Origin of the sequence: Phycicoccus mangrovi (assembly GCF_018729305.1) — a bacterium.
Taxonomy (GTDB): Bacteria; Actinomycetota; Actinomycetes; order Actinomycetales; family Dermatophilaceae; genus Phycicoccus; species Phycicoccus jejuensis.
In genome coordinates this window covers 27,510-53,359 of record NZ_JAHHWP010000004.1, presented here as the reverse complement: position 1 = coordinate 53,359, position 25,850 = coordinate 27,510, and the positions used below count along the sequence as shown (strand labels likewise).

Sequence of the window (25,850 nt, the reverse complement as noted above, 5' to 3'; positions counted from 1 at the left end):
GTCAGAAGAGGGCGCTCATGAGCGCGGTGCGCCCCTTGCGCACCCGCTCGTCCTGCGCGCCGACGACGTCGAAGAGCCCGAGGAGGTGGGTGCGGGCGCGGTCGCGCTCCTCCCCCGCGCTCGTGCGCACGAGGTCGACGAGGCGGGTGAAGGCGTCCTCGACGTGACCGCCGAGGACGTCGAGGTCGGCGACGACGCAGGCGGCCTCGACGTCGGACGGGTCGGCCGCGGCCGCCGCGCGGGCGGCGTTGAGGTCGACCCCCTGGGTGCGCTCCATGAGCCGCACCTGCGCGAGCCCGAGGCGCGCGTCGTCGTCGGAGGCGTCCGCGGCGATCGCCTGCTCGTAGGCCTGCGCGGCCGCGGCGAGGTCACCCCGCTCGATGGCCTCGTAGGCCGCCTCGTGCAGCGGCGAGAGGGCCTCCTCCTCGGCCTCGGCGCCCTCGGGGAGCGGGCCGAGGTCGACGCGACCGGTGATGCCGTTCTGCACCGCGGCCTGGAGCAGCTGCTCGACGGCCTGCCCGACCTGGCCCTCGTCGGCGATGCCGGGGAAGAGCGGGACCGGCTGGCCCTGGAGCAGCCCGAAGGTGGCCGGCACGGTCGGCTGGCCGAAGGCCTGCACGAGCAGGGGCTGGAAGGCCTGGAGCAGCTCGGGGTGGCCGGTGAGGTCGGCGGTGAGGACGAGGACGCGCCCCTCCTGCCGGGCGGCGACCGCCGCGACCGTGTCGATGAGCTGCCGCGTCTGCGGGTGGCCCGAGGACCACAGGACGAGCAGCCCGGCGACGTTGACCGTCCGGGTCAGGGCCTGCTGGAGCGTGGCCGGCGTGACCTCGACGACGAGGCCGTCGGGGACGGCCGGAGCGACGGGCGCGGGCTGCCCGGGCACGGGCCCGGCGGGTGCGCCCGGGCCGGCGGTGGCGGCACCGGGTGTGGTCATCGCCGCCACGGCGGACAGGTCGACGGCGCCCCGGGCGCCGGCGGGGTCGGGAGTCTGCGTCATGGTCGGATTCTCGCGCACCTCGGGCCCTCGCGCGGGACCGGGGTCAGCGGCCCTTCCCGGAGACGAGGAGCTCGGTCGCGCCGATGGCGGACACCTCGCCCTCGGTCGGCACGACGAGGACGACCGGCTCCAGGCTCGTGAGGCGCACGTCGCGGGTCACCTTCTTCTTCCCGACGAGCCGCGAGTAGCGCGAGGGCAGGACGAGCTCCTTCGCCTTGGCGCCCACCGTGATGGTGTCGGTGCGGCGCATGAGGCCGAAGGCGACGGCGCTCCCGTCGGCGAGCCGGAAGGCGACGGCGTCGTCGAGGTCGGGCTCGTGCTCCTGCTCCAGCTTCGCGAGCGAGCCGAGGGCCTTGGCCTGCACGGCGGCGGTGGACCCCAGCGCCTGCCCGAAGGGGTCGTCCGTCGTGACGTCGGCGGGGGCCTTCTTCGGGGCCGGGCGGGCGAGCGCGCTGGCGTAGGCGTCGAACGCCTTCGCCGGCGACATGACGAGCCCCTCCCCGTCCTCGACGTCGACGAACGGCGCCCCGCCGTCCGTCGAACCGAGGCTGGGCAGCCGCGAGCCCGCGAGCATCGGCACGGAGGCCTCGATGCGGTACGGGTCCGCCGGCTTGCGGGCGACCATGACGTGGAGGGACTGGGTCGAGGTGGTCTCGTCGAGCGTCGTCGCGAGGATGGCCCGCGGCCACTCCCGGCCCCGGGACTGCGCGAGGACCGTCGGCGCCGGCTGCTTCGCGAGGTCGGACCCGGCGGTCGTGGCGGCACCGCGGGCCGCGGTCGAGTCCGCGACGGTCAGGGCGTCGCCGGCGAGGACCTTCGCGCGGGCGTCGTGCCCCTCGTCGCCCTTCGTCGCGGCGTCGGCGGCCGCGGCGGCGAGCAGGCGGGTGGCGATCGCCACGGCACCGTCCTCGTCGAGGGGGGCCGAGGCGGGCTGCTCCGCCGGGGCGGGGTGCAGGCCGACGAGCGCGTCGGTGGCCCCGCACCCGGTGGTGACGAGCGCCAGGCCGACGGCCGCGGCGGCGAGGGCGGTCCGGCGGCGGGGTCGGACGGGGTTCGGGTGGCGGGTCATCGGGCGTCCTCCGGGGTGGCGGCGGTCGGCTCGGGGGTCGGGCGGGTGGGCACGGCCGGCACCGCGGCCGCCGTGCGGGAGCGGCGTGGCCAGAGGGCGACGACGCCGGCGGCGAGGAGGAAGAGGCCGACGAGGACGGCGACGACGGACTCGACGAACCAGCGCTTGTCGACGACGGTGAGCGTCACCCGTTCCACCGACCCGCCGTCGGCGGCGATGACGACGCTCTCGGGTGCGTCGGCCTGCTCGACGGTCAGGGTGACCGGCCCCTCGGCGTCGTCCTGCTGGCGCCAGAGGTCGGCGCTGCCGAGCTGCGCCGGCTCGCCCGAGCCGCGCGCGCTCGTCGTGAGCGCCCAGTCGCGGACGGAGACCCCGCTCACCTCGACGCGGCGGCCGTCACCGATGACGGCGGAGGCGTCGGAGGGGTTGGCGCGGGCCATCCAGAGGGAGGCCCCGCGGGACGGGGTGGCGCTGACCCGGACGTCGGCGTCGACGCGGTTGAGCACGTCGGGGGTGATGACGACCGGGCTGCCGGGCGCCGGCGTCGTGGTGAACTCGGCGGTGCCACTGCCACCGAGGGCGACGGCGAACCACACGCCGGTCGCCGTGAGGGCGAGCCCGGCCAGGGCGGCGAGGGCGCCGGCCACCCGCGTGAGTGTCCTGAGCATCGAGAGGGTTCCTTCGGGTCCGGGGACGCCCCGCGCCGGGTCGGTCTGGCGCAGGGCGATCTCTCCACGATGACAAACGCCCGGGGGTCCCGACAAATCCCGGTCTCTCAGGGAAGGAAGTCCCGCGACCCCACCCGTACCTCGCGCAACAGGGAGAACAGGAGGGCGTGCTGCTCCTCCGAGAGCGAGGCGAGACCGAAGTCCGCCTCCTCGAGGTCGCGCGTCACGGCCTCCATCGCGGCCCGCCCGGTGTCCGTGATGACGGCGAAGGCGCCGCGCCGGTCGGCCGGGTTGGGGACCCGCTCGACGAAGCCCTGCGCGACGAGCCGCTGGACGATGTTCGTCGCGCTCGTCGGGTGGACCATGAGCCGCTCGCCGACCTTCGACATCGACAGCCGCCCCTCGCGGCTGAACGCGAGGAGCACGAGGGCCTCGTAGCGGGCGAAGGTCAACCCGTGCCGCCCGGCGATGGCGTCGAAGCGCCCCAGCAGCAGCTGCTGCACGCGCATCACGGACGTCGCGGTGGCCATCGAGGTCGCCCGCGACCCCTCGCCCCACCGCGCCACCCAGAGCTCGCGCGCCCGCTCGATCGGGTCGAACGGGAGGCGCACCGGCTCGCTCACGCCTCAACGCTAGCGAACGCGACACGCCCGCCGTTCGCCCGTCCGGGCCCCGTGTCCCTACCGTGGTCCCCGTGACTGGCTCGAGAAGCGTGGCCTGGGACGCGTACGCCGCCGTCCTCTTCGACCTCGACGGCGTGCTGACGCCGACCGCCGAGGTGCACATGGCGGCCTGGGCGGAGATGTTCGACGAGTACCTCGCCGGGCTCGACACCTCCCGGCCCGGCCTCGAGGGGGCCGACACCTCCCCCTACACCGACGCCGACTACTTCGCCCACGTCGACGGCAAGCCCCGCTACGAGGGCGTCGCCGACCTCCTCGCGGCGCGGGGCATCACCCTGCCGCACGGCTCGCCCGACGACCCGCCCTCCGCCGAGACCGTCTGCGGGCTGGGCAACCGGAAGAACGACGCCTTCCGCACCGTGCTCGAGCGCGACGGCGTGCGCCCCTACCCGGGCTCGGTCGCTCTCCTGGACCACCTCCGCGACCTCGGCACCCCCCTGGCCGTCGTGTCCTCGTCCGCCAACGCCCCGGCGGTCCTCGACGCGGCCGGCCTCACCGACCGGTTCGTCACGGTCGTGGACGGGCGGGTGGCGCGCGAGCTCGGGCTCGCCGGCAAGCCCGCCCCTGACACCTTCCTGCACGCAGCGCAGGTGTGCGGGGCGCAGCCCGCTGCCGCGGTCGTCGTCGAGGACGCGGTCTCCGGCGTGCGGGCCGGCGCCGCGGGCGACGTCGGCCTCGTCGTCGGCGTGGACCGCGGGGCGGGCGCCGAGGCGCTCACCGCCGCCGGCGCCGACCTCGTGGTCGCCGACCTCGGCGAGCTGGCGTGAGGACCGCGGCCGTCGGGCCGGACCCCGTCGACCGGCTGCGCTTCCCCGCCGACCCGTGGCGGCTCGTCGAGTGCGCCCCGGACATGGACGACCTCGGGCTGACCGAGACCCTCTTCACCGTCGCCAACGGCTACCTCGGCCTGCGCGGCAACCCGGAGGAGGGCCGCGAGGCGCACGAGCACGGCACCTTCGTCAACGGCTTCCACGAGACCTGGCCGATCCGGCACGCGGAGTCCGCCTACGGGTTCGCGCGCACGGGCCAGACCATCGTCGACGTCCCGGACGCCAAGCTCATGAAGCTCTACGTCGACGACGAGCCGCTCGTCGTCGGCATGGCCGACCTCGAGCACTACGAGCGCGCGCTCGACTTCCGGGCGGGCCTGCTGCGGCGCTCCCTCGTCTGGCGCACCCCGTCGGGCAAGCGCGTCCGGGTCGACTCCACGCGGATGGTCTCGATGACCGAGCGCCACCTCGCCGTCCTCACCCTCGAGGTGACCATGCTCGAGGGCGACGCCCCGGTCGTCGTCTCCTCCCAGCTGCTCAACCGCCAGGACGGCGAGGACGAGTACCACGCCCCCGCCCCCAGCCGCGCCTCGACGAGCGACCCCCGCAAGGCGTCGGTCTTCGAGGGCCGGGTCCTGCTGCCCCTGCTGCACACCGCCGACGAGGACCGCCAGGTCCTCGGGTACCGCTGCGCGAGCTCGGGGATGACGGTGGCCGTCGCCGCGGACCACCGGGTCGCCATCGAGGACCCCTACGAGGTGGTCGTCCGCGACGACGACGACCTCACCAAGGCCGTCTACCGGGTCGAGGCGCGCGAGGGCCACACCATCCGCGTCGAGAAGCTCGTGGCCTACCACACCTCGAGCAGCCTGCCGGTGCGCGAGCTGCGCGACCGCTGCGAGCGCACCCTCGACCGCGCGGTGCGCCGCACGGTCGCGGACCACCACGCCGCGCAGCACGCGTGGTTCGACACCTTCTGGGCCGCGAGCGACGTCGAGGTCGACACCGCCGACGCGCACGCCGACGCCGTGCAGCAGGCGGTGCGGTTCAACCTCTTCGCCCTCGCGCAGGCGAGCGCGCGGGCCGACCGGATGGGGGTGCCGGCCAAGGGCGTGACGGGGTCGGGCTACGAGGGCCACTACTTCTGGGACAGCGAGATCTACGTCGCGCCGTTCCTCACCTACACGCAGCCGCAGACCGCCCGGAACCTGCTGCGCTTCCGCAGCCTCATGCTGCCGGCGGCCCGCGACCGCGCCCGGGAGATGTCGCAGCGCGGGGCGCTGTTCCCCTGGCGGACGATCAACGGCGAGGAGGCCTCGGCGTACTACGCCGCGGGCACCGCGCAGGTGCACATCGACGCCGACGTCGTCCACGCGCTGACGCAGTACCTCGCCGCGACCGACGACGTCGACTTCCTCCTGCGGCACGGCATGCCGATCCTCGTCGAGACGGCGCGCCTGTACGCGGACCTCGGGTTCTGGCGCAGCAACGGCACCGACAGCTTCCACATCCACGGGGTGACCGGGCCGGACGAGTACACGACGGTCGTCAACAACAACCTCTTCACCAACGTGATGGCCCGGGCGACCCTCGAGCACGCGGCCGACGCGGCCGACCGGCTGCGCGTCGAGCACCCCGACGACTGGGCCGTCCTCGCGCACCGTCTGCACGTCACGCCGGACGAGGTGACCGAGTGGCGCCGGTGCGCCGACGGGATGCACATCCCGTTCGACGCCGGCCTGGGCATCCACCCCCAGGACGACTTCTTCCTCGACCGCGAGGTGTGGGACCTCAGCCGCACGCCCGCGTCGCTGCGGCCGCTGCTCCTGCACTACCACCCGCTCGTCATCTACCGCTTCCAGGTGCTCAAGCAGGCCGACGTCGTCCTCGCCCTCTACCTCCAGGGCCACCGCTTCACGGCCGACGAGAAGCGCGCCGACTTCGAGTACTACGACCCGATCACCACCGGGGACTCGACGCTCTCGGCCGTCGTGCAGTCGGTCGTCGCCGCGGAGGTCGGCTACCACCAGGCCGCGCTGGAGTACTTCCAGGACGCCCTGTACGTCGACCTGGCCGACCTCCACGACAACACCGTCGACGGCCTCCACGTCGCCTCCGCCGGCGGCGTGTGGGCGACCCTCGTCGGCGGCTTCGGCGGGATGCGAGACCACGGCGGCCGCCTCACGCTCGACCCCCGGCTCCCCGCGGCGTGGGGTTCCCTGTGCTTCCGCCTCACGTGGCGGGGGACGCGGGTCGCGGTGCGGCTCACCGCATCCGAGCTGCGGATGGAGGTCGAGGCGGGCGACGGCGAGGTGCCGGTCTCCGTCCGGAGCGCCGACCACGTCGTCGCGCCGGGCCGACCGGTCGTCGTCGCCCTCGAGCACCAGGGACCCCGCGTCGACGGCCTGCTCCCCAAGCGCCCGCAGACCGGCGGCACCCGCGCCGACGGCAGCCGGATCACCGCGGGCGTGCCGGACCCGATGCCCTTCGACGTCGCCGACTCCCCGGACGCCTTCGCGGGCGGGACGACGAGCTGAGCGCGCCCGGCCCGACCGCCCCGTCAGGTCGTGCGGGCCGCCTCGACGAGGCGGTCGGCGGCGGACCACGCGTCGGTCCGGCCGTCGACGACCTCCGCGGCGAGCGCGGCGATCCGGTCGGCCCCGGCGACCCGGCCGACGCGGGCCCGCAGCGCCTCGAGCGCCAGGCCCTCGACCTCGCGCGCGGCCCGGGCCAGCCGCCGGTCGCGCAGCCCGTCGGTGCCGAGGTGCGCCCGGTGGCCCTCGACGGCCTCGACGAGGTCGTCGACGCCCACGCCGGACGTGGCGACCATCCGGACCACCGGTGGGCGCCAGCCGGACGCGCCCCGGTCGGCCATCTCCACCATGTGCCGCAGGTCGCGGGTGGTGCGTGACGCGCCCTCGCGGTCGGCCTTGTTGACGGCGAGGACGTCACCGACCTCGAGGATGCCGGCCTTCGCCGCCTGGATGCCGTCGCCCATGCCCGGGGCGAGCAGGACGACCGTCGTGTCGGCGGTCCCCGCGACCTCGACCTCGCTCTGACCCACCCCGACGGTCTCGAGGAGGACGACGTCGCAGCCGGCGGCGTCGAGCACGCGCAGGGCCTGCGGGGCGGCCCAGGACAGCCCACCGAGGTGGCCGCGCGAGGCCATCGAGCGGATGAAGACCTCGGGGTCGGCGGCGTGCTCGGACATCCGGATGCGGTCGCCGAGCAGCGCCCCGCCGGAGAAGGGCGAGGACGGGTCGACCGCGAGCACACCGACACGCCGGCCGCGCGCGCGGTGGGCCGCGACGAGCGCGTTCGTCGTCGTCGACTTGCCGACCCCGGGCGCGCCGGTCAGGCCGACGACGTGCGCGCGGCCGGAGTCGGGGGCCAGGGCCACCATCACCTCGCGCAGGGCGGGGTGGGCGTCCTCGACGAGGGAGATCAGCCGGGCGACGGCGCGCGGGCTCCCCTCCCTCGCCGCGGAGACGAGGGAGGGGACGTCGACGTCGCGCGCCGCGGCCAGCGGGGTCAGCCCCGGGCCGGGACCTTGACGACGAGCGCGTCGCCCTGGCCGCCGCCGCCGCAGAGGGCGGCCGCGCCGACGCCGCCACCGCGGCGCTTGAGCTCGAGGGCCAGGTGCAGCGTGATGCGCGCGCCGGACATCCCGATGGGGTGGCCGAGCGCGATCGCCCCGCCGTTGACGTTGACCTTGTCGGCGTCGAGGCCGAGCTCCTTGGTCGAGGCGAGCCCGACCGCGGCGAAGGCCTCGTTGATCTCGACGAGGTCGAGGTCGGTCGGCGAGATGCCTTCTCGCGCACAGGCCTTCGCGATGGCGCGGGCCGGCTGGCTCTGCAGCGTCGAGTCCGGGCCGGCGACGACGCCGTGGGCGCCGATCTCGGCGAGCCACTCGAGGCCGAGCTCCTCGGCCTTCGAGCGCTTCATGACGACGACGGCCGCGGCGCCGTCGCTGATCTGCGAGGCCGAGCCCGCGGTGATCGTGCCGTCCTTGCTGAAGGCCGGGCGCAGGCCGCCGAGCGACTCGGTCGTGGTGTCGGGGCGGATGCCCTCGTCCGACTTGAACTCGACGGGTTCGCCGCGGCGCTGCGGGATGCTCACGGTGACGACCTCGTCGTCGAAGAGGCCGTCCTTCCACGCGCGCGCCGCGAGCTGGTGGCTGCGGGCCGAGAACTCGTCCTGCTGCTCGCGGGTGAAGGCGAGGTCGCCGGTGTTGGCGGTCTCGGTGAGCAGGCCCATCGCCTGGTCGGTGAACGCGTCCCAGAGGCCGTCCTGCGCCATGTGGTCGTGGAGGGTGACGTCGCCGTACTTGTAGCCGTCCCGGCTCTTCTCGAGCAGGTGCGGCGCGTTGGTCATCGACTCCTGGCCACCGGCGACGACGACGTCGAACTCGCCGGCGCGGATCAGCTGGTCGGCGAGCGCGATGGCGTCGATGCCGGAGAGGCACACCTTGTTGACGGTCAGCGCGGGCACCGACATCGGGATGCCGGCCTTCGTCGCGGCCTGGCGGGCCGGGATCTGGCCCTCGCCGGCGGTGAGGACCTGGCCCATGATCACGTAGTCGACCTGGTCCGGCGCGACGCCGGCCTTCTCGAGGGCGCCCTTGATGGCGAAGCCGCCGAGGTCGGACCCGCTGAAGCCCTTGAGGGAGCCGCTCATCCGCCCCATCGGGGTGCGGGCGCCGGCGACGATGACGGTCGGGTCGGTGGACATGCGGTGGCCTCCGTGGTCGGGTCGGGGAATCCTCTCGATGCTAGTCGGCGGCCTCCGACGCTGCCGACCCCGAGGGACGGTGACGCTCGCCACCGTGCCCTGTCGCCGCGCGCGGGGCCGACCTACGCTGGCCGCATGACCGCCACCGACCTCTTCACCGCCATCGACCACGTGGGTGTCGCCGTCCGCGACCTCGACGAGGCGGTCGCCTTCTACGAGCGCGCCTACGGGATGACGAAGCTGCACGAGGAGACGAACGAGGAGCAGGGCGTGCGCGAGGCGATGATGGGCGTCGGCGACAGCGGATCCTGCATCCAGCTGCTCGCGCCGCTGTCGGAGGAGTCGACGATCGCGAAGTTCCTCGACCGCAGCGGCCCCGGCATCCAGCAGATGGCCTACCGCGTCGAGGACATCGACGCCGTGTGCGCGACCCTGCGCGAGCGCGGGCTGCGGCTGCTCTACGACACCCCGAAGCGCGGGACGAGCAACAGTCGGGTCAACTTCGTGCACCCGAAGGACGCCGGCGGCATCCTCGTCGAGCTCGTCGAGCCGGCGGCCGACGCCGCCCACTGACCCCGGTCAGGCCTCGGGGCGCCGTCCGGCGGCCGCGAGGACCGGCAGCAGCGGCAGCAGGACGAAGGCCGGGACGACGAGCCCGGAGTCGTTGACGGCGAACCCGACGACCCCGAGGACGACGGCCGCGCGCAGGAGCACGCCCCCCGGCGGCGGCACGCGCCACCCCGCGCGCCACGCGACGAGCAGGAGCACGAGCGCCGCGAGCGAGATCGTCAGCAGCGGCGGCGAGCCGAGGTTCGTGAGGTTCTGCGCGAGCTTGCGCCCGACCACCTCGTCGGCGCCGCCGTCGAGCACGGTCTGGACGAACTCGCCGAGGTGCGTGCGCGCCGCGGCCGGCCGCAGCCAGTCGAGGACCGCGAGCGCGAGCGTGAGGACGACGACGGCCACGCCGGCCACGAGCACCCGGACGACGGTGAGCCGCAGGCCTGCCGCGGCCGCGAGCACGAGCAGGCCACCCAGGACGAGGCCGGGCGGGCCGCCGAAGTCGGCGCCGTAGGACGGATGGCCCTCGAGGGCCGTGGCGAGCAGGAGCAGGAGCGCGGCGAGGCCGACGGCGACCCGCCGGCGGGGCCGCGACCACGCCCCGAGCACCGCCATGACGGTGAGGACCGCGACACCGTAGAGCGCGAAGCTCGTGTTGCCGAAGCCGTAGAACCGCCCGCCCACGGTCGGGTTCTGCCCGAAGACCGACGAGAGCTGCAGGCGCGACCCCGCGAGGACGTCGCCGCCGAGCACGACGAGCGTGACGACCCCGACGACGAGGGCCGCGCCGAGGCGGTGGCGCCGCCCGGCCCCGAGCGCCGCGCCGGTGACGAGCGCGACGGCCGCGACGAGCGCACCGGCGAACGCGAGGCGCGGCCGCCCGGTCGACCACCACGGCACGAGGTTGGCGACGAAGGTCGAGACGGGCACCGACGCGACGGCGACGCCGGAGGCGACGAGCCACGCCGGCGGGGGTGCGTCCGCTCCCCCGCGGCGACGACGGGCCAGCAGCACGCCGACGGCGGCGGCGCACCACACGGCGAAGGCCGCCGCCAGCCACCCGGTGACCTGGGGGCTCACCTCGCGCAGCGTCGCGGCCCGGACCTCGAAGCCGTCGCGCGCGGCGACCCGCTCCGGACCGGGGACGTCGTCGGCCTCGGCGGTGACGACCCGCCCGGTCAGCCCCGACGCGTCGGCCCCGGACCACTCGAGCACCGACGCCGTGAGGTCCTGCAGCTGGACGAGGCCCGGCTGGCGGGTCGACGGCGAGGTGAGGACGCCCTCGGGCGGCCCGGAGACGACGACCGCCCGGGGGCGCACCGGCGAGTCGCCGTCACCGACCCCGGCGACGACGAGGCGGGTGCCCGGCGCCGTCGAGCGGACGAGCCCCTCGACGACCGTGTCGAGGCGGCGCAGCGCCGCGTCGCGCGCGGCGGGGTCGACCGGGAGGGTGCCGGCGTCGACGAGCAGCACCGGGCACGAGGGGGTGGCGGGGACGTCGGTCGAGTAGTCGGGGACGGCCCCGTCCTCGTCGGCGGCCGCGAGCGCGGCCCCGGGCCCGACGGCCTGCACGCACCTGCCGGCAGCGGCCAGCCGCTGCCCGAGCGTGCCCGGCACCGCGCCGTAGGAGGCGTCGCGGGCGGCCTGCCGGTAGGTGCCCCAGCCGGGGACCGTCCCGGAGTCAGGGGCGGCCGGCGGCTCGCAGGTCGCGGTCGGTCCACCGGCCCGGCGGCCCGCCGACAGGGTGAGCCAGCCGTCGACGGCACACGCCCGCGAGTGCGGACCGCGCACCGTCAGGGAGGCGACGGCCCCCTCGGCCGCGACCCGCGAGAGCCACGGCGTGCGGGCCTCGTCGATGTCGGACCACGCGAGACCGGGAGCACCGACGAGCACCACGGGGACGGGGTCCGTCGCCGCGGTGGCCGAGGCCGCCGGCACGGGCCCGAGGACCGCCGTGAGCACCGCGCAGACCGCCGCGACGAGCGCGCCTACCACGGCGCGCGGGGGTCGGCGGATGGGCTCGGGACACACACCGGAACGGTATCCCGCGCGCCCGCCCACCGGCTGCCCGCTCCGTGACCGGGGTCACGGGGTGACTGCCGTCTCAGGCAGTACCGGGGTCGTTGACCGGCCAGTAGGTTCACCCAGAACCGCTGCCCAGCACCGAAGGAGCACGACCCCATGGACCAGATCCGCGAGGCCATCCTCTCCGGTGACCGCACCCCCGAGACCTACTCGGGGATCGCCGTCCCCAGCTCGTACCGCGCCGCCACCGTGCACAAGGACGAGGTCGACATGTTCGAGGGCCTTCCGACCAGGGAGAAGGACCCGCGCCGGTCCCTCCACGTCGAGGACGTTCCCACCCCCGAACTCGCCCCGGGCGAGGCGCTCGTCGCGGTGATGGCCAGCGCCATCAACTACAACACCGTGTGGACCTCGATCTTCGAGCCCGTCTCCACCTTCGGCTTCCTCGAGCGCTACGGCCGCACCTCGGAGTTCGCGAAGCGGCACGACCTGCCCTACCACGTCGTCGGCTCCGACCTCGCGGGCGTCGTGCTGCGCACCGGCCCGGGCGTCACCAAGTGGAAGCCCGGCACCGAGGTCGTCGCCCACTGCCTCTCGGTCGAGCTCGAGGACGCGGAGGGCCACGACGACACGATGATGGACCCGCAGCAGCGCATCTGGGGCTTCGAGACCAACTTCGGCGGCCTCGCCGAGCTGGCGATCGTCAAGGCCAACCAGCTGATGCCGAAGCCGGCGCACCTCTCGTGGGAGGAGGCTGCCTCCCCCGGCCTCGTCAACAGCACGGCCTACCGGCAGCTCGTCAGCAAGAACGGCGCCCACATGAAGCTCGGCGACCGCGTGCTCATCTGGGGCGCGAGCGGCGGCCTCGGCTCCTACGCCACCCAGATGGCCCTCGCCGGTGGCGCGACCCCCATCTGCGTCGTCTCCTCCCCCGAGAAGGCCGACATCTGCCGGGCGATGGGCGCCGAGCTCATCATCGACCGCTCCGCCGAGGGGTACCGGTTCTGGAACGAGGAGAACACCGAGCAGAACCCGAAGGAGTGGCAGCGCCTGGGCAAGAAGATCCGCGAGCTGACCGGCGGCCACGACGTCGACATCGTCTTCGAGCACCCGGGCCGCGAGACCTTCGGCGCGTCCGTCTACGTCGCACGCAAGGGCGGGACGATCATCACCTGCGCGTCGACCTCGGGCTACCTCCACGAGTACGACAACCGCTACCTGTGGATGAACCTCAAGAAGATCCTCTCCTCGCACTTCGCCAACTACCGCGAGGCCTGGGAGGCCAACGACCTCATCGACCGGGGCATCGTCCACCCGACCCTGTCGAAGACCTACCGGCTCGAGGACGTGGGGCAGGCCGCGCTCGACGTCCACCGCAACGCGCACCAGGGCAAGGTCGGCGTCCTCACCCTCTCCCCCGAGGAGGGCCTGGGCGTCAGCGACCCGGAGAAGCGGGCGCGCTTCGAGGCCGAGATCAGCCGGTTCCGGGACGCCTGAGCGACATCCCGGTCACCTCCGCCCCCGGCCCGCACCCGCCACTAGGGTGTGGGCCGGAGGTGTCCTGGTGCGGATGACGACGGTGTGGGGCCCGGTGTCCCGGTGGGGCGACTACCGGCGGCGCCAGCGGCGCGTGCTCGAGCAGAGCAACCACATCGACCCCGAGGCGATCCCCGCCGAGGGCGACCTGCCGCCGGTCCCCGCGGGGCCGCTCGACCCCGGCACCGCGGCGCTGCTGCGCTACGGCTCGGCGGGCCAGCCGCTCAACCGGCACTCGCCCTTCTACATCGGGTTCTTCGGGGCCACGGGCGCGCTGCTGGCCGTCGGCCTGTGGACCGGCCTCGCCCGGCTCGCGACGACCATCACCATCCTCCTCGTCGCGTTCTTCCTCGCCCTCGCGCTCGACCCCGTCGTCGAGAAGCTGTCGGAGCGGTGGCTGCCCCGCCCCGTGGCCGTCACGGCGGTCTTCGGCGGGCTGCTGCTCGTCCTCGCCGCCATCGCCTCGCTCGTCCTGCCGACCGTCGTCGTCCAGGGGTCGGCCCTCGCCGCCCGCACGCCCGAGTACGTCGGCGACCTCCTCGACGCCCGGTGGGTCCGCGAGCTCGACCGCCACTACGACGTCATCGACCGGCTCCAGACCGAGCTCGTGTCCAAGCTGACCGACCAGTCGTTCGTCGAGGGCCTGCTCGGCGGCCTCCTCGGGGCCGGCCGGGCCGTGCTCAGCGGCACCTTCCAGGTCCTCACCGTCCTCGTGCTGACCCTCTACCTCCTCGTGTCGATGCCCCGCGTCAAGACCGCCGCCTACGCCCTGGTCCCCATGAGCCGGCGCCCGCGGGTCGTCGCGCTCTCGGAGGAGATCATGCGGCGGGTCGGCGCCTACGCCGGCGGGCAGGTGCTCATCGCGACCCTCAACGCGGTGCTGTCCTACGTCATGCTGAGCATCGTCGGCGTCCCGTACCCCGCGGTGCTCGCGGTCACCGTCGGCCTGCTCGGCCTCATCCCGATGGTCGGCGCGACGCTCGGGGCGGCCATCGTCACGCTCGTCGCGTTCTTCGACGAGCCGCAGAAGGCGCTCGTCGTCGTCGTGTACTACGTCGTCTACCAACAGGTCGAGAACTACGTCATCGCCCCGCGGGTCATGCAGCAGACGGTCTCGGTCCCCGGCACCGTCACCGTCGTCGCCGCCCTCGCCGGCGGAGCGCTGCTCGGCGTGCTCGGAGCGCTGCTCGCCATCCCCGTCGCGGCCGGCCTGCTCCTGCTCTACGAAGAGGTCCTCGTCCCCCGCCAGCGCGAGGCCTGAGGCCGGCTCAGGGCTGCGCCGCGTGTCGCGAGGCCCAGCAGCGGGTGTGCCAGTGGCGTCGCTCCTCGACCCCGCCCACCCCGGTCGCCGGCCACGCGACGACGTGCGCCGTCCCGACCGGGATGCCCTGGTGGCACCCCGGGCAGCGGTACTCGCGGCTCGACGTCGCACCGGTCAGGCGGCGGACGTGCCAGGGCCGCCCGCGCCACTGCTCGGTCGCGACCTCCGTCGAGCCGCCGAGCGGGCGGGACTCGAGGTCGCGGCGGCGACGGTTGGAGCGGGGCACGGCGAACAGTCTGCCGCTCAGCCCCGCACGCGGGCGGACGTGGGGTCGTACGGCGGGCGCAGCGAGACCTCCGCCGGGTACCGCGTGCCCGCGACGTCGACCTCCCAGGTCCCCTCGCGCAGCCACTGCGCCGTGACGCCCTCCTCGCGCTCGACGCCTGCGAGGCCGACGGCTCCCCCGACGGTCCAGCCGTAGGAGCCGCTGCGGACGTCACCGACCGCGACACCGTCGCGCAGGACGACCTCGCCGTGGAAGAGCAGCGGCTCGGGGTCGCCGACGACGAGCGAGACGACGCGGTGGCGCGGGGCGCCGGCCTCCGCGCCCGCCTGCACCGCGTGACGGCCGCGGAAGCCGCCCGGCTTGTCGGCCGCCACCGCGAAGGACAGCCCGGCGGTGCGGACGTCGTCGGTGGTGTCGACGTCGTGGCCGTAGTCGCGGTAGCCCTTCTCGAGGCGCAGGCTGCCGAGCGCGGCGAGCCCGGTCGGCCGCAGGCCGTGCGGCGCGCCGGCCCCGAGCAGCCGGTCCCAGAGGGCGGGGGCGGCCCCGGCCGGGACGTAGAGCTCCCAGCCCAGCTCGCCGACGTAGGTGACACGCACGGCGAGCACCGGTGTGCCGTCGACGTCGACGGTGCGGGCGGCCCGGAACGGGAACGCGGCGTCGCTCCAGTCCGCCTGCGGCGCAACGGTCTCGAGCACCGCGCGCGACGCCGGGCCCTGGAGGCTGAGCATCGCGCCGTCCTCGGTGACGTCCGTGACGGTGGCGTCGGCGTCGCCGAGGGCGCGGCGCAGGATCCCGAGGACCTGCGCGTGCTGGGTGTCGGAGGCGACGACGAGCAGGTCGTCGGCGGCGAGCCGGGTCACCGTGAGGTCGGCGAGCAGCCGGCCGTCGTCGGCGAGCCACTGCGTGTAGGTGATCCGGCCGTCGACCGACAGGTCCCCCGCGCTCAGCCGGTCGAGCACGGCGAGGGCGTCCGGGCCGCGGACCGCGAAGCGGCCCATGAACGACATGTCGAAGAGGCCGGCGGCCTCCCGGACGGCCCGGTGCTCGGCCTCCCAGTGCGCGAACCACGGGGCGCGCCCCCACGTCGGCTCGGCCTGCGGGGTCTCCCCCGGCCCGGCGTACCAGGCGGCGCCCTCCCAGCCCGAGACGTCGCGCAGGTACCCGCCGGCCGCGACGACGCCATCGTGGACGGGCGAGCGGAACACGCCACGCGAGGTCGTCAGCTGCACGCCCGGCGTGTGCGCCGCGTAGACGGTGCCGAGCACCTCGGCGGTCCGGGCCCGCCGGTGCTCCGGCAGCAGCTGGTGGTCGCGGAAGCGGGCGACGTCGATCCCCGTCACGTCCACGTCCGGGCGCCCGCTGAGCACCCAGTGGGCCAGGATGCGCCCCAGCCCTCCGGCCGACAGGATGCCGACCGAGTTCAGGCCCGCGCAGACGAAGTAGCCGTGGATGCCGGGCGCCTCGCCGACGCCCGGTGCGAGGTCCGGCATGAACGACTCGGGGCCGCAGAAGAACGTGCGGATGCCGGCGGTCTCGACGACGGGCACGCGGGCCATCGCCTTCTCGAGGAACGGACCGACGCGGTCGGTGTCGGGCGGGAGGGTCCCGAAGGAGAAGTCGCGCGGGATGCCCTCGACCTTCCAGGCGGCCGCGACCGGCTCGAAGAGGCCGACCATCATGCCGCCGCCCTCCTCGCGGTAGTACCCGTAGGAGGCGGGGTCCTCGAAGACCGGCGCGTCGGGGCTCATCCCGTCGATCGGCTCGGTCACGAGGTAGTAGTGCTCGGCGGCCTGGTTGGGCACGACGACCCCGTTCTGCGCGGCGAGCTCGCGGGCCCACATCCCGGCCGCGTTGACGACGACGTCGCACTCGACCGTGCCGCGGTCCGTGACGACCCCCGTCACCTCCTCGACGACACCGCGCCGGCGGGTGAGCACCTGCTCGACGCGGACCCCCTCGGCCACCCGCACGCCGCGGGCGCGGGCCCCCTTCGCGAGCGCCATCGTCAGGTCGACGGGGTTGACCCGGCCGTCCCCGGGGACGTGGAAGCCGCCGGCGAGGTCGTCGGTGCGGGCCAGCGGGAAGAGCTCGGCCATCTCCGCGGGCGAGACCTCGTCGACCTCGAGCCCCAGGCGCCGCTGGAAGGTCGCGACCCGCCGGTACTCCTCGAGCCGGTCGCGGTCGGCCGCGGCCTCGACGAGCCCGACCGGCTTGAAGCCCGTCGACTGCCCGGTCTCGGCCTCGAGGCGCGCGTAGAGGTCGCGCGAGTACAGCCGCAGCCGGGTGCTCGTCTCGCTGAACGAGCCGAAGCAGGTCATCAGGCCGGCGGCGTGCCACGTCGTGCCGGAGGTCAGGCGGTCGCGCTCGAGGAGCAGCACGTCGCTCTCGCCGGCCTGCGCCAGGTGGTAGGCCACCGAGGTGCCGATGACTCCTCCGCCGACGACGACGACACGGGCGCGGGACGGCAGCTCTGCGGCACTCACGCGCCGAGCCTAGGGGGTCGACCGTCCGGCGGACACGCCCCTGGCGCTGCTCGAGAGGAGGCAACACGCAGGGGCTCGCGTCCGGACGTCGGCGTGTCGCCTCCCCTCGCGCGGGCCTGTGGATGACGACCTCGGTCCACACGCTCGTCCGACGATGCTCGACCCATGTGCCCGCGCCGCCTGCCACCGCTCCCGGGTGGTCCGCTGTCGCTCGCGGACGCCCGCGCCCGGGGGCTCGCGGACCACGACTGGCGCGACGAGCGCCTGCACCGGGTGACCCGGGGGGTCCGCGCCCTCGCCGTCCCCGAGGACCTGCGCGAGCGGGCCCGGGCGTTCGCGCTGGCCCTGCCGCCGGACTGCGCCTTCTCGCACGTCACCGCGGCGCGGCTGCACGGTCTGCCGCTCCCACCGGCGCCGGAGCGCGACCCCCTGCTGGACGTGATGCGGCCCACGGGACGGGGTCGCGTCGAGCGGGCGGGGTGCCGGCCGCACCGGGGGCTGGAGCGGCGCGAGGTCGTCGTGGTGGACGGCGTGCGCGTCACCGGCCTCACCGACACGTGGGTCGACCTCGCCTCCCTCGACCGGTCGGTGCTCGGCCTCGACGACCTCGTCGTCGTCGGTGACGCGGTGGCCTCCCGGTGGGCGGCCCCGGGGGTCCTGCGCTCCCCCACGGAGGTCGACTCGGCCGTCGCGCCCCTCCGGTCCTGCCTCGACGCGCGCGACGCCCCACGGGGAGGGCGGCTCCTGGCGAAGGCCCTCCCCCTGGTGCGCCCCGGGGTGCGCTCGCCGATGGAGACCCGCAGTCGGTTGATGTTCGTCCGCGCCGGGTTCCCGGAGCCGGCGCCGTGCGCACCCGTCCACACCCGCGACGGCGGCTGGCTCGCCGAGGGCGGCCTCGTCTGGACGCCGCAGCGGGTCGTCGGCGAGTACCAGGGCGAGGTGCACGGCGGGATCGCCGCTCGGAGCGCCGACGCGCGGCGCGCCGGGCTGCTCCGCGACGAGGGGTGGACCGTGCTTGAGATCTACGCGCAGGACCACCGCGACCCCGTGCGACGTCGCGATCTGCTCCGGCGCTTCGCCCGCGCGCTCGGCCTCGACCCGGGCACGCTCCGGCTGGAGTGACTCCTCGAGAGGAGGCGACACGCAGGCGCGCATGTCCGGACGTCGGCGTGTTGCCTGCCCTCGAAGGAGGTCCCGGCTCCGGGACCGCTCAGGCGTAGGTGCGGAACCCGCGCCCGGTCTTGCGACCGAGGTACCCGGCGGTCACGAGGTGCTCCAGCAGCGGCGCCGGCGCGTAGCCACGCTCGCGGAACTCGAGGTAGAGCTCGCGCTCGATGGCCAGCGACACGTCGAGCCCGACGACGTCGAGCAGCTCGAAGGGCCCCATCGGCAGCCCGCAGCCGGTCTTCATCGCGGTGTCGATGTCGTCGGCGCTCGCGTAGTTGGCCTCGAGCATCTTCACGGCGTCGTTGAGGTAGGGGAAGAGCAGCGCGTTGACGATGAACCCGCTGCGGTCGCCGCAGGTGACGGCCACCTTGCCGGTCTTCGCGCAGAGGTCCTGGACGGTCGCGACGACGTCGGGCGCGGTCGAGATCGTGTGGACGACCTCGACGAGCTTCATGACCTGCGCCGGGTTGAAGAAGTGCATCCCGATGACGTCCTGCGGCCGCGCGGTGACCTTGGCGCAGTCGATGATCGGCAGCGAGGAGGTGGTCGTCGCGAGGATCGCGCCCGGCTTGCAGATGCGGTCGAGGTCGCGGAAGAGGTCCTGCTTGACGGCGAGGTCCTCGGCGACGGCCTCGACGACGAGGTCGACGTCGGCGAGCGCCTCGCGCCCGGTCGCGCCGGCGACCCGGCCGAGCAGCGCGTCGGCGTCGGCCTGCTCCATCCGGCCCCTCTCGACCGCGCGGGCGCAGCTGCGGCCGAGCGCGGTGACGACGTCGGCGACCTTGGCGTCCGAGCGCGCCACGAACGTCACGGCGTAGCCCGCCTTGGCGAAGACCTCGACGATGCCCGTCGCCATCGTGCCGCTGCCGACGACGCCGACCGAGCGCACCTCGCGCAGGTCGACGCCCGCGGGCACCCCGCCGGACGGGGTCTGCGCGTCGGGGACGACCTCGGGCGAGCCGGGGGCGGCGTAGGTGTAGAAGCCGCGGCCCGACTTCCGGCCGAGCAGGCCGGCGGAGACCATCTGCTTGATGATCGGGCTCGGGGCGTGGAGCCGGTCACGCCCCTGCTTGTACATCGTGTCGAGGATCTCGTACGCGGTGTCGAGGCCGATGAGGTCGAGCAGCTGCAGCGGGCCCATCGGGTAGCCGCAGCCGAAGCGCATCGCCGCGTCGAGGTCCTCGCGGGTGGCGTAGCGGCTCTCGTACATCGCGACGGCGTGGTTGAGGTAGCCGAAGAGCAGCGCGTTGGCGATGAAGCCCGCCTTGTCGCCGACGATGACCGGCTTCTTGCCGATGCGCTCGGCGAGGGCCTTGACGTCCTCGAAGACGTCGTCGGCCGTGATGACCGTGCGGATGACCTCGACGAACTGCTGCACCGGGGCGGGGTTGAAGAAGTGCATCCCGACGACCCGCTTGGGGTCACGGGTCGCGACGGCGATCTCGGTGACGGGCAGCGAGGAGGTGTTCGTCGCGAGCACCGCGTCGGACGCGACGATGTCGTCGAGCCGGCCGAGGATCTGCTTCTTCAGCTCGAGCTGCTCGGGCACGGCCTCGACGACGAGCTGGCAGCCGGCGAGGTCGGCGAGGTCGCTCGTGAAGCGGACCCGGGCGTGGAGCGCGTCGTGCTGCTCCTGCGTGATCTTCTCGCGGCGCAGGGCGCGGCCGGTGCTGCCGGCGAGGATCTCGCGTCCGTGCGCGACGCCGGCCTCGTTCGCGTCGACCGCGACGACGTCGATGCCGTTGCGCGCGAACACCTCCACGATGCCTGCGCCCATGGTCCCGAGGCCGATCACACCCACGCTGGTGAAGTCACGCGTCATGGCGGCGATCCTTCCAGAGGGCCTCGCAGGCCACGAGACCGGCGGGGCGTGACGCTGCTTACCCCCTCACCAGTCCACCCCGGACGCCACGAGCTCGACCTCGAGGTCGAGACGGTCGCGCGGGTCGAGGGGCAGCAGGCCGATGGGCGTCGGCACGTCGGCGTGGCCGCACAGCTGCACGAGGACGTCGTCGTACGCGGCCCGGGCGGCTGCGAGCCGCGCCGCGCGGTGCGGCTGGTCGCCACCCTCGATCCGGACCACCTCGGCCGCGAGCCGGCGCAGCTCGAGCACGAGCAGGACCGGCGGCACCGGCTGGGGCCGGGCGCGGCGCACCATCCCGACCCGCTCCATCCCGTCGGCGACGCCCCGCAGCCGGTCGGCGCACCACCGGGTGGGGCGACCCAGCAGCCGGAGCACCCGCGGCGCGGGCTCCCCCGTGAACCAGCGCAGGAGCGTGAGGCCGGCCACGAAGACGGCGCCCGGCAGTGCCACGAGCACCAGCGGCACCAGCGCTGCCCTCATCGGCCTCACCTCGGGCTCCAGTGTGCGCGCCGCTCCCGAGGCGGGGCAAGCGGTCGCGAGCGGCGATGGGTAGGGTTCACGCTCGTGCGGATGGTCATCGCGACGTGCTCGGTCGACTACGAGGGACGCCTGAGCGCCCACCTGCCCCTCGCGACCCGCCTCCTCCTCGTCAAGGCGGACGGGTCGGTGCTCGTGCACTCCGACGGCGGCTCGTACAAGCCGCTCAACTGGATGTCCCCGCCGTGCGCGATGGCCGAGGTCGCCCCGGACGAGACCGAGGTCGCCGACGGCGTCACCGCGGTCTGGGTCGTCCAGCACGCGAAGTCCGAGGACCGGCTGCGGGTGCGCCTGCACGAGGTCCACCACGACAGCGCGCACGACCTCGGGGTCGACCCCGGCCTCGTCAAGGACGGCGTCGAGGCGCACCTGCAGAAGCTGCTCGCGGAGCACATCACGACCCTCGGCGAGGGCTGGACCCTCTCGCGCCGCGAGTACATGACGGCGATCGGGCCGGTCGACATCCTCTGCCGCGACGCATCCGGCGGCCACGTCGCCGTCGAGATCAAGCGGCGCGGCGAGATCGACGGGGTCGAGCAGCTGACCCGCTACCTCGAGCTGATGAACCGCGACCCGCACCTGGCCCCCGTCACGGGCATCTTCGCCGCCCAGGTCATCAAGCCGCAGGCCCGCACCCTCGCCGAGGACCGCGGCATCCGCTGCGTCGTCCTCGACTACGACGCCCTGCGCGGCATCGACGACACCGAGCACCGCCTCTTCTGACCCGGACCGCCGACCGGCCGGAACATCCGCGTCATCACGGTGACGGCGCGGAAGCTCATCGGCGTCGCGGATGCATCCCCGTCACGGTCCAGTGTCCGCGTCATCACAGGGACGACGCGGTTCCTCCGCGCCACTGTTTCGGCGTCCTCCCGGCCGGGTAGCCGAAGGGGCATGACCGACACGAACACCACTCCCCGCAAGGTCGCCTTCCTCGTCGCCACCGAGGGCATCGAGCAGGTCGAGCTCACCGAGCCCTGGAAGGCCGTCGAGCAGGCCGGACACACCCCCGTCCTCGTCTCCACCGAGGCCGGTGAGGTCCAGGCCTTCAACCACCTCGACAAGGCCGACACCTTCTCGGTCGACGTCGTCGTCTCCGACGCCGAGGTCGGCGACTACGACGCCCTCGTGCTGCCCGGTGGCGTCGCCAACCCGGACGCCCTGCGCACCGAGCAGGACGCCGTCTCCTTCGTGCGCACGTTCGTCGAGTCCGGCAAGCCGGTCGCGGCGATCTGCCACGCCCCGTGGACGCTCATCGAGGCCGACGTCCTGCGCGGCCGCACGCTGACGTCCTGGCCGAGCCTGCAGACCGACCTGCGCAACGCGGGCGCGACGTGGGAGGACCGCGAGGTCGTCATCGACGACAACCTCATCACGAGCCGCAACCCCGACGACCTCCCCGCCTTCGGCAAGGCCCTGACCGACGCCCTCGGCGCCTGACCGACGCTCCCTCGCGCCCGTCCCGGCTCAGGCCGGGGCGGGCGCGTCGCTGTCGGCGGGGAGCGGTGACAGCCCCCGGGACTCGCGGATGACGTCGACGAAGCGGGCCATGATGTCGTTGAGCCCGAAGTCCTTCGGGGTGAACACCTCGGCCACGCCGAGCGCCTTGAGCCGGGCCGCGTCGGCGTCCGGGATGATCCCGCCGACGATGACCGGCACGTCGCAGGCGCCCGCGGCCCGCATCCGCTCGAGGACGTCGGGCACGAGCTCCATGTGCGACCCGGAGAGGATCGAGAGCCCGACGAGGTGGACGTCCTCGGCGACGGCCGCGCCGACGATCTGCTCGGGCGTCAGCCGGATCCCCTGGTAGACGACCTCGAAGCCGGCGTCCCGGGCCCGGACGGCGACCTGCTCGGCCCCGTTGGAGTGCCCGTCGAGACCCGGCTTGCCGACGAGGACGCGCAGCCGCTCGCCGAGCTCCTCACCGGTCGAGCGGACGAGGTCGCGCACCCGCGCCAGTTCGGCGCTGCCCGCGGCGACCCCGACCGAGCCGGTGACCCCCGTCGGCGCCCGGAACTCGCCGAACACCTCGCGCAGCGCGCCGGCCCACTCCCCCGTCGTCAGCCCGGCCCGCGCGCACTCGAGCGTGGCCGGCACGAGGTTGGCCGACCCGGCCGCGTCCTCGCGCAGGCGGGCGAGGGCCCGCTCGGCCCGCTCGCGCCGCGCGGGGTCGGCGTCCCGCTCCTCGCGCCAGCGCCGCACCGCCTCGACGGCGGCGGCCTCGACCCCGGGGTCGACGGTCTGGATCGCCGTGTCGAGGTCGGCGGTCAGCGGGTTGGGCTCGGTCGACTCGAAGCGGTTGACGCCGATGACCACCTCCTCCCCTGCCTCGATGCGCGCCCGGCGGCGCGCGTGCGACGCGACGAGCTCGGACTTCATGTAACCGCCCTCGACGGCCGCGACCGCGCCGCCGAGCTCGGCGACCCGGGCCATCTCCTCGCGCGCCCCCGCGAGCAGCTCCTCGACCTTGGCCTCGACGACGACCGACCCCTCGAAGAGGTCCGCGTACTCGAGCAGGTCGGACTCGTACGCGAGCACCTGCTGGATGCGCAGCGACCACTGCTGGTCCCAGGGCCGGGGCAGCCCGAGCGCCTCGTTCCACGCCGGCAGCTGCACCGCGCGGGCCCGCGCGTCCTTGCTCAGGGTGACCGCGAGCATCTCGAGGACGATCCGCTGGACGTTGTTCTCGGGCTGGGCCTCGGTGAGCCCCAGCGAGTTGACCTGCACGCCGTAGCGGAAGCGCCGCTGCCTGGCGTCCTGCACGCCGTAGCGCTCGAGCGTCACCTCGTCCCAGAGCCGGACGAAGGCGCGCATCTTGCACATCTCCTCGACGAACCGGACGCCGGCGTTGACGAAGAACGAGATGCGGGCGACGACCTCGCCGAACCGCTCCGGCGGCACCTGCCCGGAGTCGCGGACCGCGTCGAGGACCGCGATCGCGGTCGACATCGCGTAGGCGACCTCCTGCACCGGCGTCGCCCCGGCCTCCTGCAGGTGGTAGCTGCAGATGTTGATCGGGTTCCACCTCGGGATCTCGGCCACGGTGTGCGCGACGAGGTCCGTGATCAGCCGCATCGAGGGCCCGGGCGGGAACGCGTACGTCCCCCGCGACAGGTACTCCTTGATGATGTCGTTCTGCGTCGTGCCGGCGAGCGCCCGGACCGCCTCGTCGGGGTCGAGGCCGGCGGCCTCCGCCTGCTCCTCGGCGACCACCTGGTAGAGGGCGAGCAGCCACATCGCCGTCGCGTTGATCGTCATCGACGTGTTCATCTCGGCGAGCGGGATGCCGTCGAAGAGCGCGCGCATGTCGCCGACGTGCGACACGGGGACGCCGACCTTGCCGACCTCGCCGCGCGCGAGCGCGTGGTCCGGGTCGTACCCGGTCTGGGTCGGGAGGTCGAAGGCGACCGACAGGCCGGTCTGGCCCTTCTCGAGGTTGCGCCGGTAGAGCGCGTTGCTCGCCGCCGCGCTCGAGTGTCCGGCGTAGGTGCGCATGACCCACGGGCGGTCGCGCTCGGGGCGCGGGGCGTCGGTGCTCTCGGGCATGGCCGGAACGCTAGCCGCGGGCCCTCGACCCGGGTAGGTCGTCCGGCGGTGAGAGTGCCCACACGTGAGGCACGCCACGGCGGCGGCGGCACGACGACCGGCGTCGCACCGGCCGCCGCTCAGGGCACCGGGACCGGCGGCGCGAGCAGTCCGGGCAGCCGCAGCCGCAGGAGGAGACGCCGGGTGCGGTCGTCGGCGGCCACGACGACGAGGCGGCGACCGGCCCGGTGGGCCCGTCGGTGCGCCTCGAGCAGCAGCCCGAGCGCGCACGCGTCCCCGATGTGCGCCCCCGTGAGGTCGAGGTGGAGGGGGTCAGCGCCCTGGGCGATGACCCGGTGCAGCGCCGACCTGAGGTCGGCGGCGCTGCGGGCGTCGAGGCGCCCCGTCACGGTGATGAGCACACCCTCGTCCCGGGCGTGCTCGGTGATGGTCGCGGTCGGTGCTCCCCGGTCGGCCACGTCCTCCCCCTCTCCACGTCGTCGTGTGCCCCTATCGACCCACGAACCCGCCCCGGTGGCCCAGCGGACACGGTCACGATTCGACAACGACGTCGCCGATGTCACCTAGCGGCCAGCGCCGTGGCCGTGCCGGTCGCCTGCGAGACTGTGCGCATGGTCAACCTCACCCGGATCTGGACCCGGACCGGCGACGACGGCACGACGGCGCTCGGCGACCTCAGCCGCACCCGCAAGACCGACGTGCGCCTGGCCGCCTACGCGGACGTCAACGAGGCGAACGCCGCCCTCGGTGTCGCCATCGCCTGCGGCGGGCTGCCGGTCGAGGTGCGCACCGTCCTGCTGCGCGTGCAGAACGACCTCTTCGACGTCGGCGCCGACCTGTGCACGCCGCTCCAGGAGAGCTACGAGTACCCGCCGCTGCGCGTCAAGGACGAGTGGGTCGCCGAGCTCGAGGCCGACTGCGACACTTGGCTCGCCCCGCTCGAGAAGCTGCGCTCGTTCATCCTCCCCGGCGGCACGCCGGGCTCGGCGTACCTCCACCAGGCGCTCACCGTCGTCCGGCGGGCCGAGCGCTCGACGTGGACGGCCATCGAGGAGTACGGCACCGAGCCGGGCAGCGAGCGCGGCCACGGCGGGGTCAACCCGACGACCGCCCAGTACCTCAACCGGCTCTCGGACCTGCTCTTCGTCCTCGCGCGCACGGCCAACGTCGACGCCGGTGGCGACGTCCTCTGGGCGCCCGGCGGCGGCCGCGAGGCCGACCCCAACGCCCGCTGACGTCAGGCGACGTTGACGTTGAGTCCGGGCGGGCTCGACTCGAGCCAGGCCCGGACGGCGGTGTAGGCCGCGGGCACGAAGGCGAACTCGCACGAGCGCCCGGCCGCGGTGCCGGTCACGGCCACCGGCTCCGAGAGCCCGGGGATGACCTCGGTCGTCGGCTGCGGCGAGCCGAGCTCGACCTCCCCACGCAGCCACGACACCTCGGGCCGCAGCGACGGTCCGACGATGCTGAACCACTCGAAGCGCTCGGCCCCGAGCCGGGCCAGGCCCAGGCGCCAGCGTCCCCCGTCGTCGTCGCGCAGCGCGCAGAGCATGACGGGACGACCGTCCCCGGAGATGAACCGACGGCGCGCCCACACGAAGGTGAGCACGCCGAGGACGGTGAGGACGACGAGGGCGAGGACGAGCTCGGAGACGACCAGTGCATCCAT

23 protein-coding genes are annotated in these 25,850 nt (G+C 74.5%); 9 read left to right on the top strand and 14 right to left on the bottom strand.

Features of this window, described 5'->3' with window-relative positions:
• Position 1 precedes the first annotated feature (1 nt).
• The 4 genes from KMZ30_RS01290 to KMZ30_RS01275 all read right to left on the bottom strand — a co-directional run bounded on the left by KMZ30_RS01290 (position 2) and on the right by KMZ30_RS01275 (position 3,357).
• On the bottom strand, positions 2-997 hold the full coding sequence (locus tag KMZ30_RS01290) for a tetratricopeptide repeat protein (protein ID WP_215511045.1): 996 nt from the start codon (positions 995-997) through the stop codon (positions 2-4).
• A gap of 43 nt (positions 998-1,040) precedes the next feature.
• A complete protein-coding gene (locus KMZ30_RS01285; RefSeq protein ID WP_215511044.1) occupies positions 1,041-2,066 on the bottom strand; it encodes a DUF8094 domain-containing protein in 1,026 nt (341 codons plus the stop codon).
• On the bottom strand, positions 2,063-2,734 hold the full coding sequence (locus tag KMZ30_RS01280) for a hypothetical protein (RefSeq protein ID WP_215511043.1): 672 nt from the start codon (positions 2,732-2,734) through the stop codon (positions 2,063-2,065). The genes KMZ30_RS01285 and KMZ30_RS01280 overlap by 4 nt, the downstream gene beginning before the upstream one ends.
• 107 nt (positions 2,735-2,841) lie before the next feature.
• Positions 2,842-3,357, bottom strand: a complete 516-nt coding sequence (locus tag KMZ30_RS01275) for a MarR family winged helix-turn-helix transcriptional regulator (RefSeq protein ID WP_215511042.1) — start codon at positions 3,355-3,357, stop codon at positions 2,842-2,844.
• A 62-nt stretch (positions 3,358-3,419) separates the two neighbouring features.
• Between KMZ30_RS01275 and KMZ30_RS01270 the strand changes: the two genes are divergently transcribed.
• Both KMZ30_RS01270 and KMZ30_RS01265 read left to right on the top strand, forming a co-directional pair.
• Positions 3,420-4,184, top strand: a complete 765-nt coding sequence (locus KMZ30_RS01270; protein WP_372449515.1) for an HAD family hydrolase — start codon at positions 3,420-3,422, stop codon at positions 4,182-4,184.
• Entirely contained in the window at positions 4,181-6,724 is a 2,544-nt protein-coding gene (locus tag KMZ30_RS01265) for a glycoside hydrolase family 65 protein (protein WP_308279519.1), read from the top strand. Before KMZ30_RS01270 ends, KMZ30_RS01265 begins: the two co-directional genes overlap by 4 nt.
• A 23-nt stretch (positions 6,725-6,747) precedes the next feature.
• Here KMZ30_RS01265 and meaB read toward each other — a convergent pair whose 3' ends face one another.
• Positions 6,748-7,713, bottom strand: coding sequence for a methylmalonyl Co-A mutase-associated GTPase MeaB (gene meaB, locus KMZ30_RS01260; RefSeq protein WP_215511235.1), 966 nt, complete (start codon positions 7,711-7,713; stop codon positions 6,748-6,750).
• A gap of 5 nt (positions 7,714-7,718) precedes the next feature.
• Positions 7,719-8,918 carry an acetyl-CoA C-acetyltransferase gene (locus KMZ30_RS01255; RefSeq protein WP_215511041.1) on the bottom strand — a complete coding sequence of 400 codons (1,200 nt, stop codon included), beginning with the start codon at positions 8,916-8,918 and terminating at the stop codon, positions 7,719-7,721.
• 135 nt (positions 8,919-9,053) lie between these two features.
• On the opposite strand from KMZ30_RS01255, the gene mce reads away from it, so the two are divergent.
• Positions 9,054-9,491: a methylmalonyl-CoA epimerase gene (gene mce, locus KMZ30_RS01250; protein ID WP_215511040.1), complete on the top strand. Its 438-nt coding sequence runs from the start codon at positions 9,054-9,056 to the stop codon at positions 9,489-9,491.
• 6 nt (positions 9,492-9,497) lie between these two features.
• Here the strand turns inward: mce and KMZ30_RS01245 are convergent, their stop codons facing one another.
• Positions 9,498-11,507, bottom strand: a complete 2,010-nt coding sequence (locus KMZ30_RS01245; protein WP_215511039.1) for a hypothetical protein — start codon at positions 11,505-11,507, stop codon at positions 9,498-9,500.
• A gap of 150 nt (positions 11,508-11,657) precedes the next feature.
• On the opposite strand from KMZ30_RS01245, the gene ccrA reads away from it, so the two are divergent.
• Both ccrA and KMZ30_RS01235 read left to right on the top strand, forming a co-directional pair.
• On the top strand, positions 11,658-12,998 hold the full coding sequence (ccrA, locus tag KMZ30_RS01240; protein ID WP_215511038.1) for a crotonyl-CoA carboxylase/reductase: 1,341 nt from the start codon (positions 11,658-11,660) through the stop codon (positions 12,996-12,998).
• Positions 12,999-13,071: 73 nt separating this feature from the next.
• Entirely contained in the window at positions 13,072-14,298 is a 1,227-nt protein-coding gene (locus tag KMZ30_RS01235) for an AI-2E family transporter (protein ID WP_215511037.1), read from the top strand.
• 7 nt (positions 14,299-14,305) lie between these two features.
• Here the strand turns inward: KMZ30_RS01235 and KMZ30_RS01230 are convergent, their stop codons facing one another.
• Together KMZ30_RS01230 and KMZ30_RS01225 are read right to left on the bottom strand one after the other, a co-directional pair.
• Positions 14,306-14,584: an Rv1322 family protein gene (locus tag KMZ30_RS01230; protein WP_173028123.1), complete on the bottom strand. Its 279-nt coding sequence runs from the start codon at positions 14,582-14,584 to the stop codon at positions 14,306-14,308.
• A 17-nt stretch (positions 14,585-14,601) separates the two neighbouring features.
• A complete protein-coding gene (locus tag KMZ30_RS01225; protein ID WP_215511036.1) occupies positions 14,602-17,067 on the bottom strand; it encodes a GcvT family protein in 2,466 nt (821 codons plus the stop codon).
• A gap of 165 nt (positions 17,068-17,232) precedes the next feature.
• Between KMZ30_RS01225 and KMZ30_RS01220 the strand changes: the two genes are divergently transcribed.
• Positions 17,233-18,189, top strand: coding sequence for a hypothetical protein (locus tag KMZ30_RS01220; protein ID WP_215511035.1), 957 nt, complete (start codon positions 17,233-17,235; stop codon positions 18,187-18,189).
• An 88-nt stretch (positions 18,190-18,277) separates the two neighbouring features.
• Here the strand turns inward: KMZ30_RS01220 and KMZ30_RS01215 are convergent, their stop codons facing one another.
• The gene (locus KMZ30_RS01215; RefSeq protein WP_215511034.1) at positions 18,278-20,056 is read right to left on the bottom strand and encodes a 3-hydroxyacyl-CoA dehydrogenase family protein; all 1,779 of its coding nucleotides are present in this window, start codon (positions 20,054-20,056) and stop codon (positions 18,278-18,280) included.
• Between the two features lie 66 nt (positions 20,057-20,122).
• On the bottom strand, positions 20,123-20,578 hold the full coding sequence (locus KMZ30_RS01210; RefSeq protein ID WP_215511033.1) for a hypothetical protein: 456 nt from the start codon (positions 20,576-20,578) through the stop codon (positions 20,123-20,125).
• A gap of 84 nt (positions 20,579-20,662) precedes the next feature.
• Between KMZ30_RS01210 and nucS the strand changes: the two genes are divergently transcribed.
• Entirely contained in the window at positions 20,663-21,358 is a 696-nt protein-coding gene (nucS, locus tag KMZ30_RS01205) for an endonuclease NucS (protein WP_215519840.1), read from the top strand.
• A gap of 171 nt (positions 21,359-21,529) precedes the next feature.
• On the top strand, positions 21,530-22,075 hold the full coding sequence (locus KMZ30_RS01200; RefSeq protein WP_215511031.1) for a type 1 glutamine amidotransferase domain-containing protein: 546 nt from the start codon (positions 21,530-21,532) through the stop codon (positions 22,073-22,075).
• A 27-nt stretch (positions 22,076-22,102) separates the two neighbouring features.
• On the opposite strand, the gene KMZ30_RS01195 is transcribed toward KMZ30_RS01200, so the two are convergent.
• Both KMZ30_RS01195 and KMZ30_RS01190 read right to left on the bottom strand, forming a co-directional pair.
• Positions 22,103-24,181, bottom strand: a complete 2,079-nt coding sequence (locus tag KMZ30_RS01195) for an ethylmalonyl-CoA mutase (protein ID WP_215511030.1) — start codon at positions 24,179-24,181, stop codon at positions 22,103-22,105.
• Positions 24,182-24,300: 119 nt separating this feature from the next.
• Positions 24,301-24,639, bottom strand: a complete 339-nt coding sequence (locus KMZ30_RS01190) for an STAS domain-containing protein (RefSeq protein ID WP_215511029.1) — start codon at positions 24,637-24,639, stop codon at positions 24,301-24,303.
• A gap of 153 nt (positions 24,640-24,792) precedes the next feature.
• On the opposite strand from KMZ30_RS01190, the gene KMZ30_RS01185 reads away from it, so the two are divergent.
• Positions 24,793-25,416 (top strand): cob(I)yrinic acid a,c-diamide adenosyltransferase, encoded by a 624-nt coding sequence (locus KMZ30_RS01185; protein ID WP_215511028.1) that lies wholly within the window; start codon positions 24,793-24,795, stop codon positions 25,414-25,416.
• A 2-nt stretch (positions 25,417-25,418) separates the two neighbouring features.
• Here KMZ30_RS01185 and KMZ30_RS01180 read toward each other — a convergent pair whose 3' ends face one another.
• A complete protein-coding gene (locus KMZ30_RS01180; RefSeq protein ID WP_215511027.1) occupies positions 25,419-25,850 on the bottom strand; it encodes a DUF2550 family protein in 432 nt (143 codons plus the stop codon).

Bases quoted from the DNA above. Each gene is read 5' to 3' on its own strand.
- KMZ30_RS01290 (WP_215511045.1), bottom strand. From the start codon at position 997: ATGACGCAGACTCCCGACCCCGCCGGCGCCCGGGGCGCCGTCGACCTG.
- KMZ30_RS01285 (WP_215511044.1), bottom strand. From the start codon at position 2,066: ATGACCCGCCACCCGAACCCCGTCCGACCCCGCCGCCGGACCGCCCTC.
- KMZ30_RS01280 (WP_215511043.1), bottom strand. From the start codon at position 2,734: ATGCTCAGGACACTCACGCGGGTGGCCGGCGCCCTCGCCGCCCTGGCC.
- KMZ30_RS01255 (WP_215511041.1), bottom strand. From the start codon at position 8,918: ATGTCCACCGACCCGACCGTCATCGTCGCCGGCGCCCGCACCCCGATG.
- mce (WP_215511040.1), top strand. From the start codon at position 9,054: ATGACCGCCACCGACCTCTTCACCGCCATCGACCACGTGGGTGTCGCC.
- ccrA (WP_215511038.1), top strand. From the start codon at position 11,658: ATGGACCAGATCCGCGAGGCCATCCTCTCCGGTGACCGCACCCCCGAG.
- KMZ30_RS01235 (WP_215511037.1), top strand. From the start codon at position 13,072: ATGACGACGGTGTGGGGCCCGGTGTCCCGGTGGGGCGACTACCGGCGG.
- KMZ30_RS01220 (WP_215511035.1), top strand. From the start codon at position 17,233: ATGTGCCCGCGCCGCCTGCCACCGCTCCCGGGTGGTCCGCTGTCGCTC.
- KMZ30_RS01215 (WP_215511034.1), bottom strand. From the start codon at position 20,056: ATGACGCGTGACTTCACCAGCGTGGGTGTGATCGGCCTCGGGACCATG.
- KMZ30_RS01210 (WP_215511033.1), bottom strand. From the start codon at position 20,578: ATGAGGGCAGCGCTGGTGCCGCTGGTGCTCGTGGCACTGCCGGGCGCC.
- KMZ30_RS01200 (WP_215511031.1), top strand. From the start codon at position 21,530: ATGACCGACACGAACACCACTCCCCGCAAGGTCGCCTTCCTCGTCGCC.
- KMZ30_RS01195 (WP_215511030.1), bottom strand. From the start codon at position 24,181: ATGCCCGAGAGCACCGACGCCCCGCGCCCCGAGCGCGACCGCCCGTGG.
- KMZ30_RS01185 (WP_215511028.1), top strand. From the start codon at position 24,793: ATGGTCAACCTCACCCGGATCTGGACCCGGACCGGCGACGACGGCACG.
- KMZ30_RS01180 (WP_215511027.1), bottom strand. From the start codon at position 25,850: ATGGATGCACTGGTCGTCTCCGAGCTCGTCCTCGCCCTCGTCGTCCTC.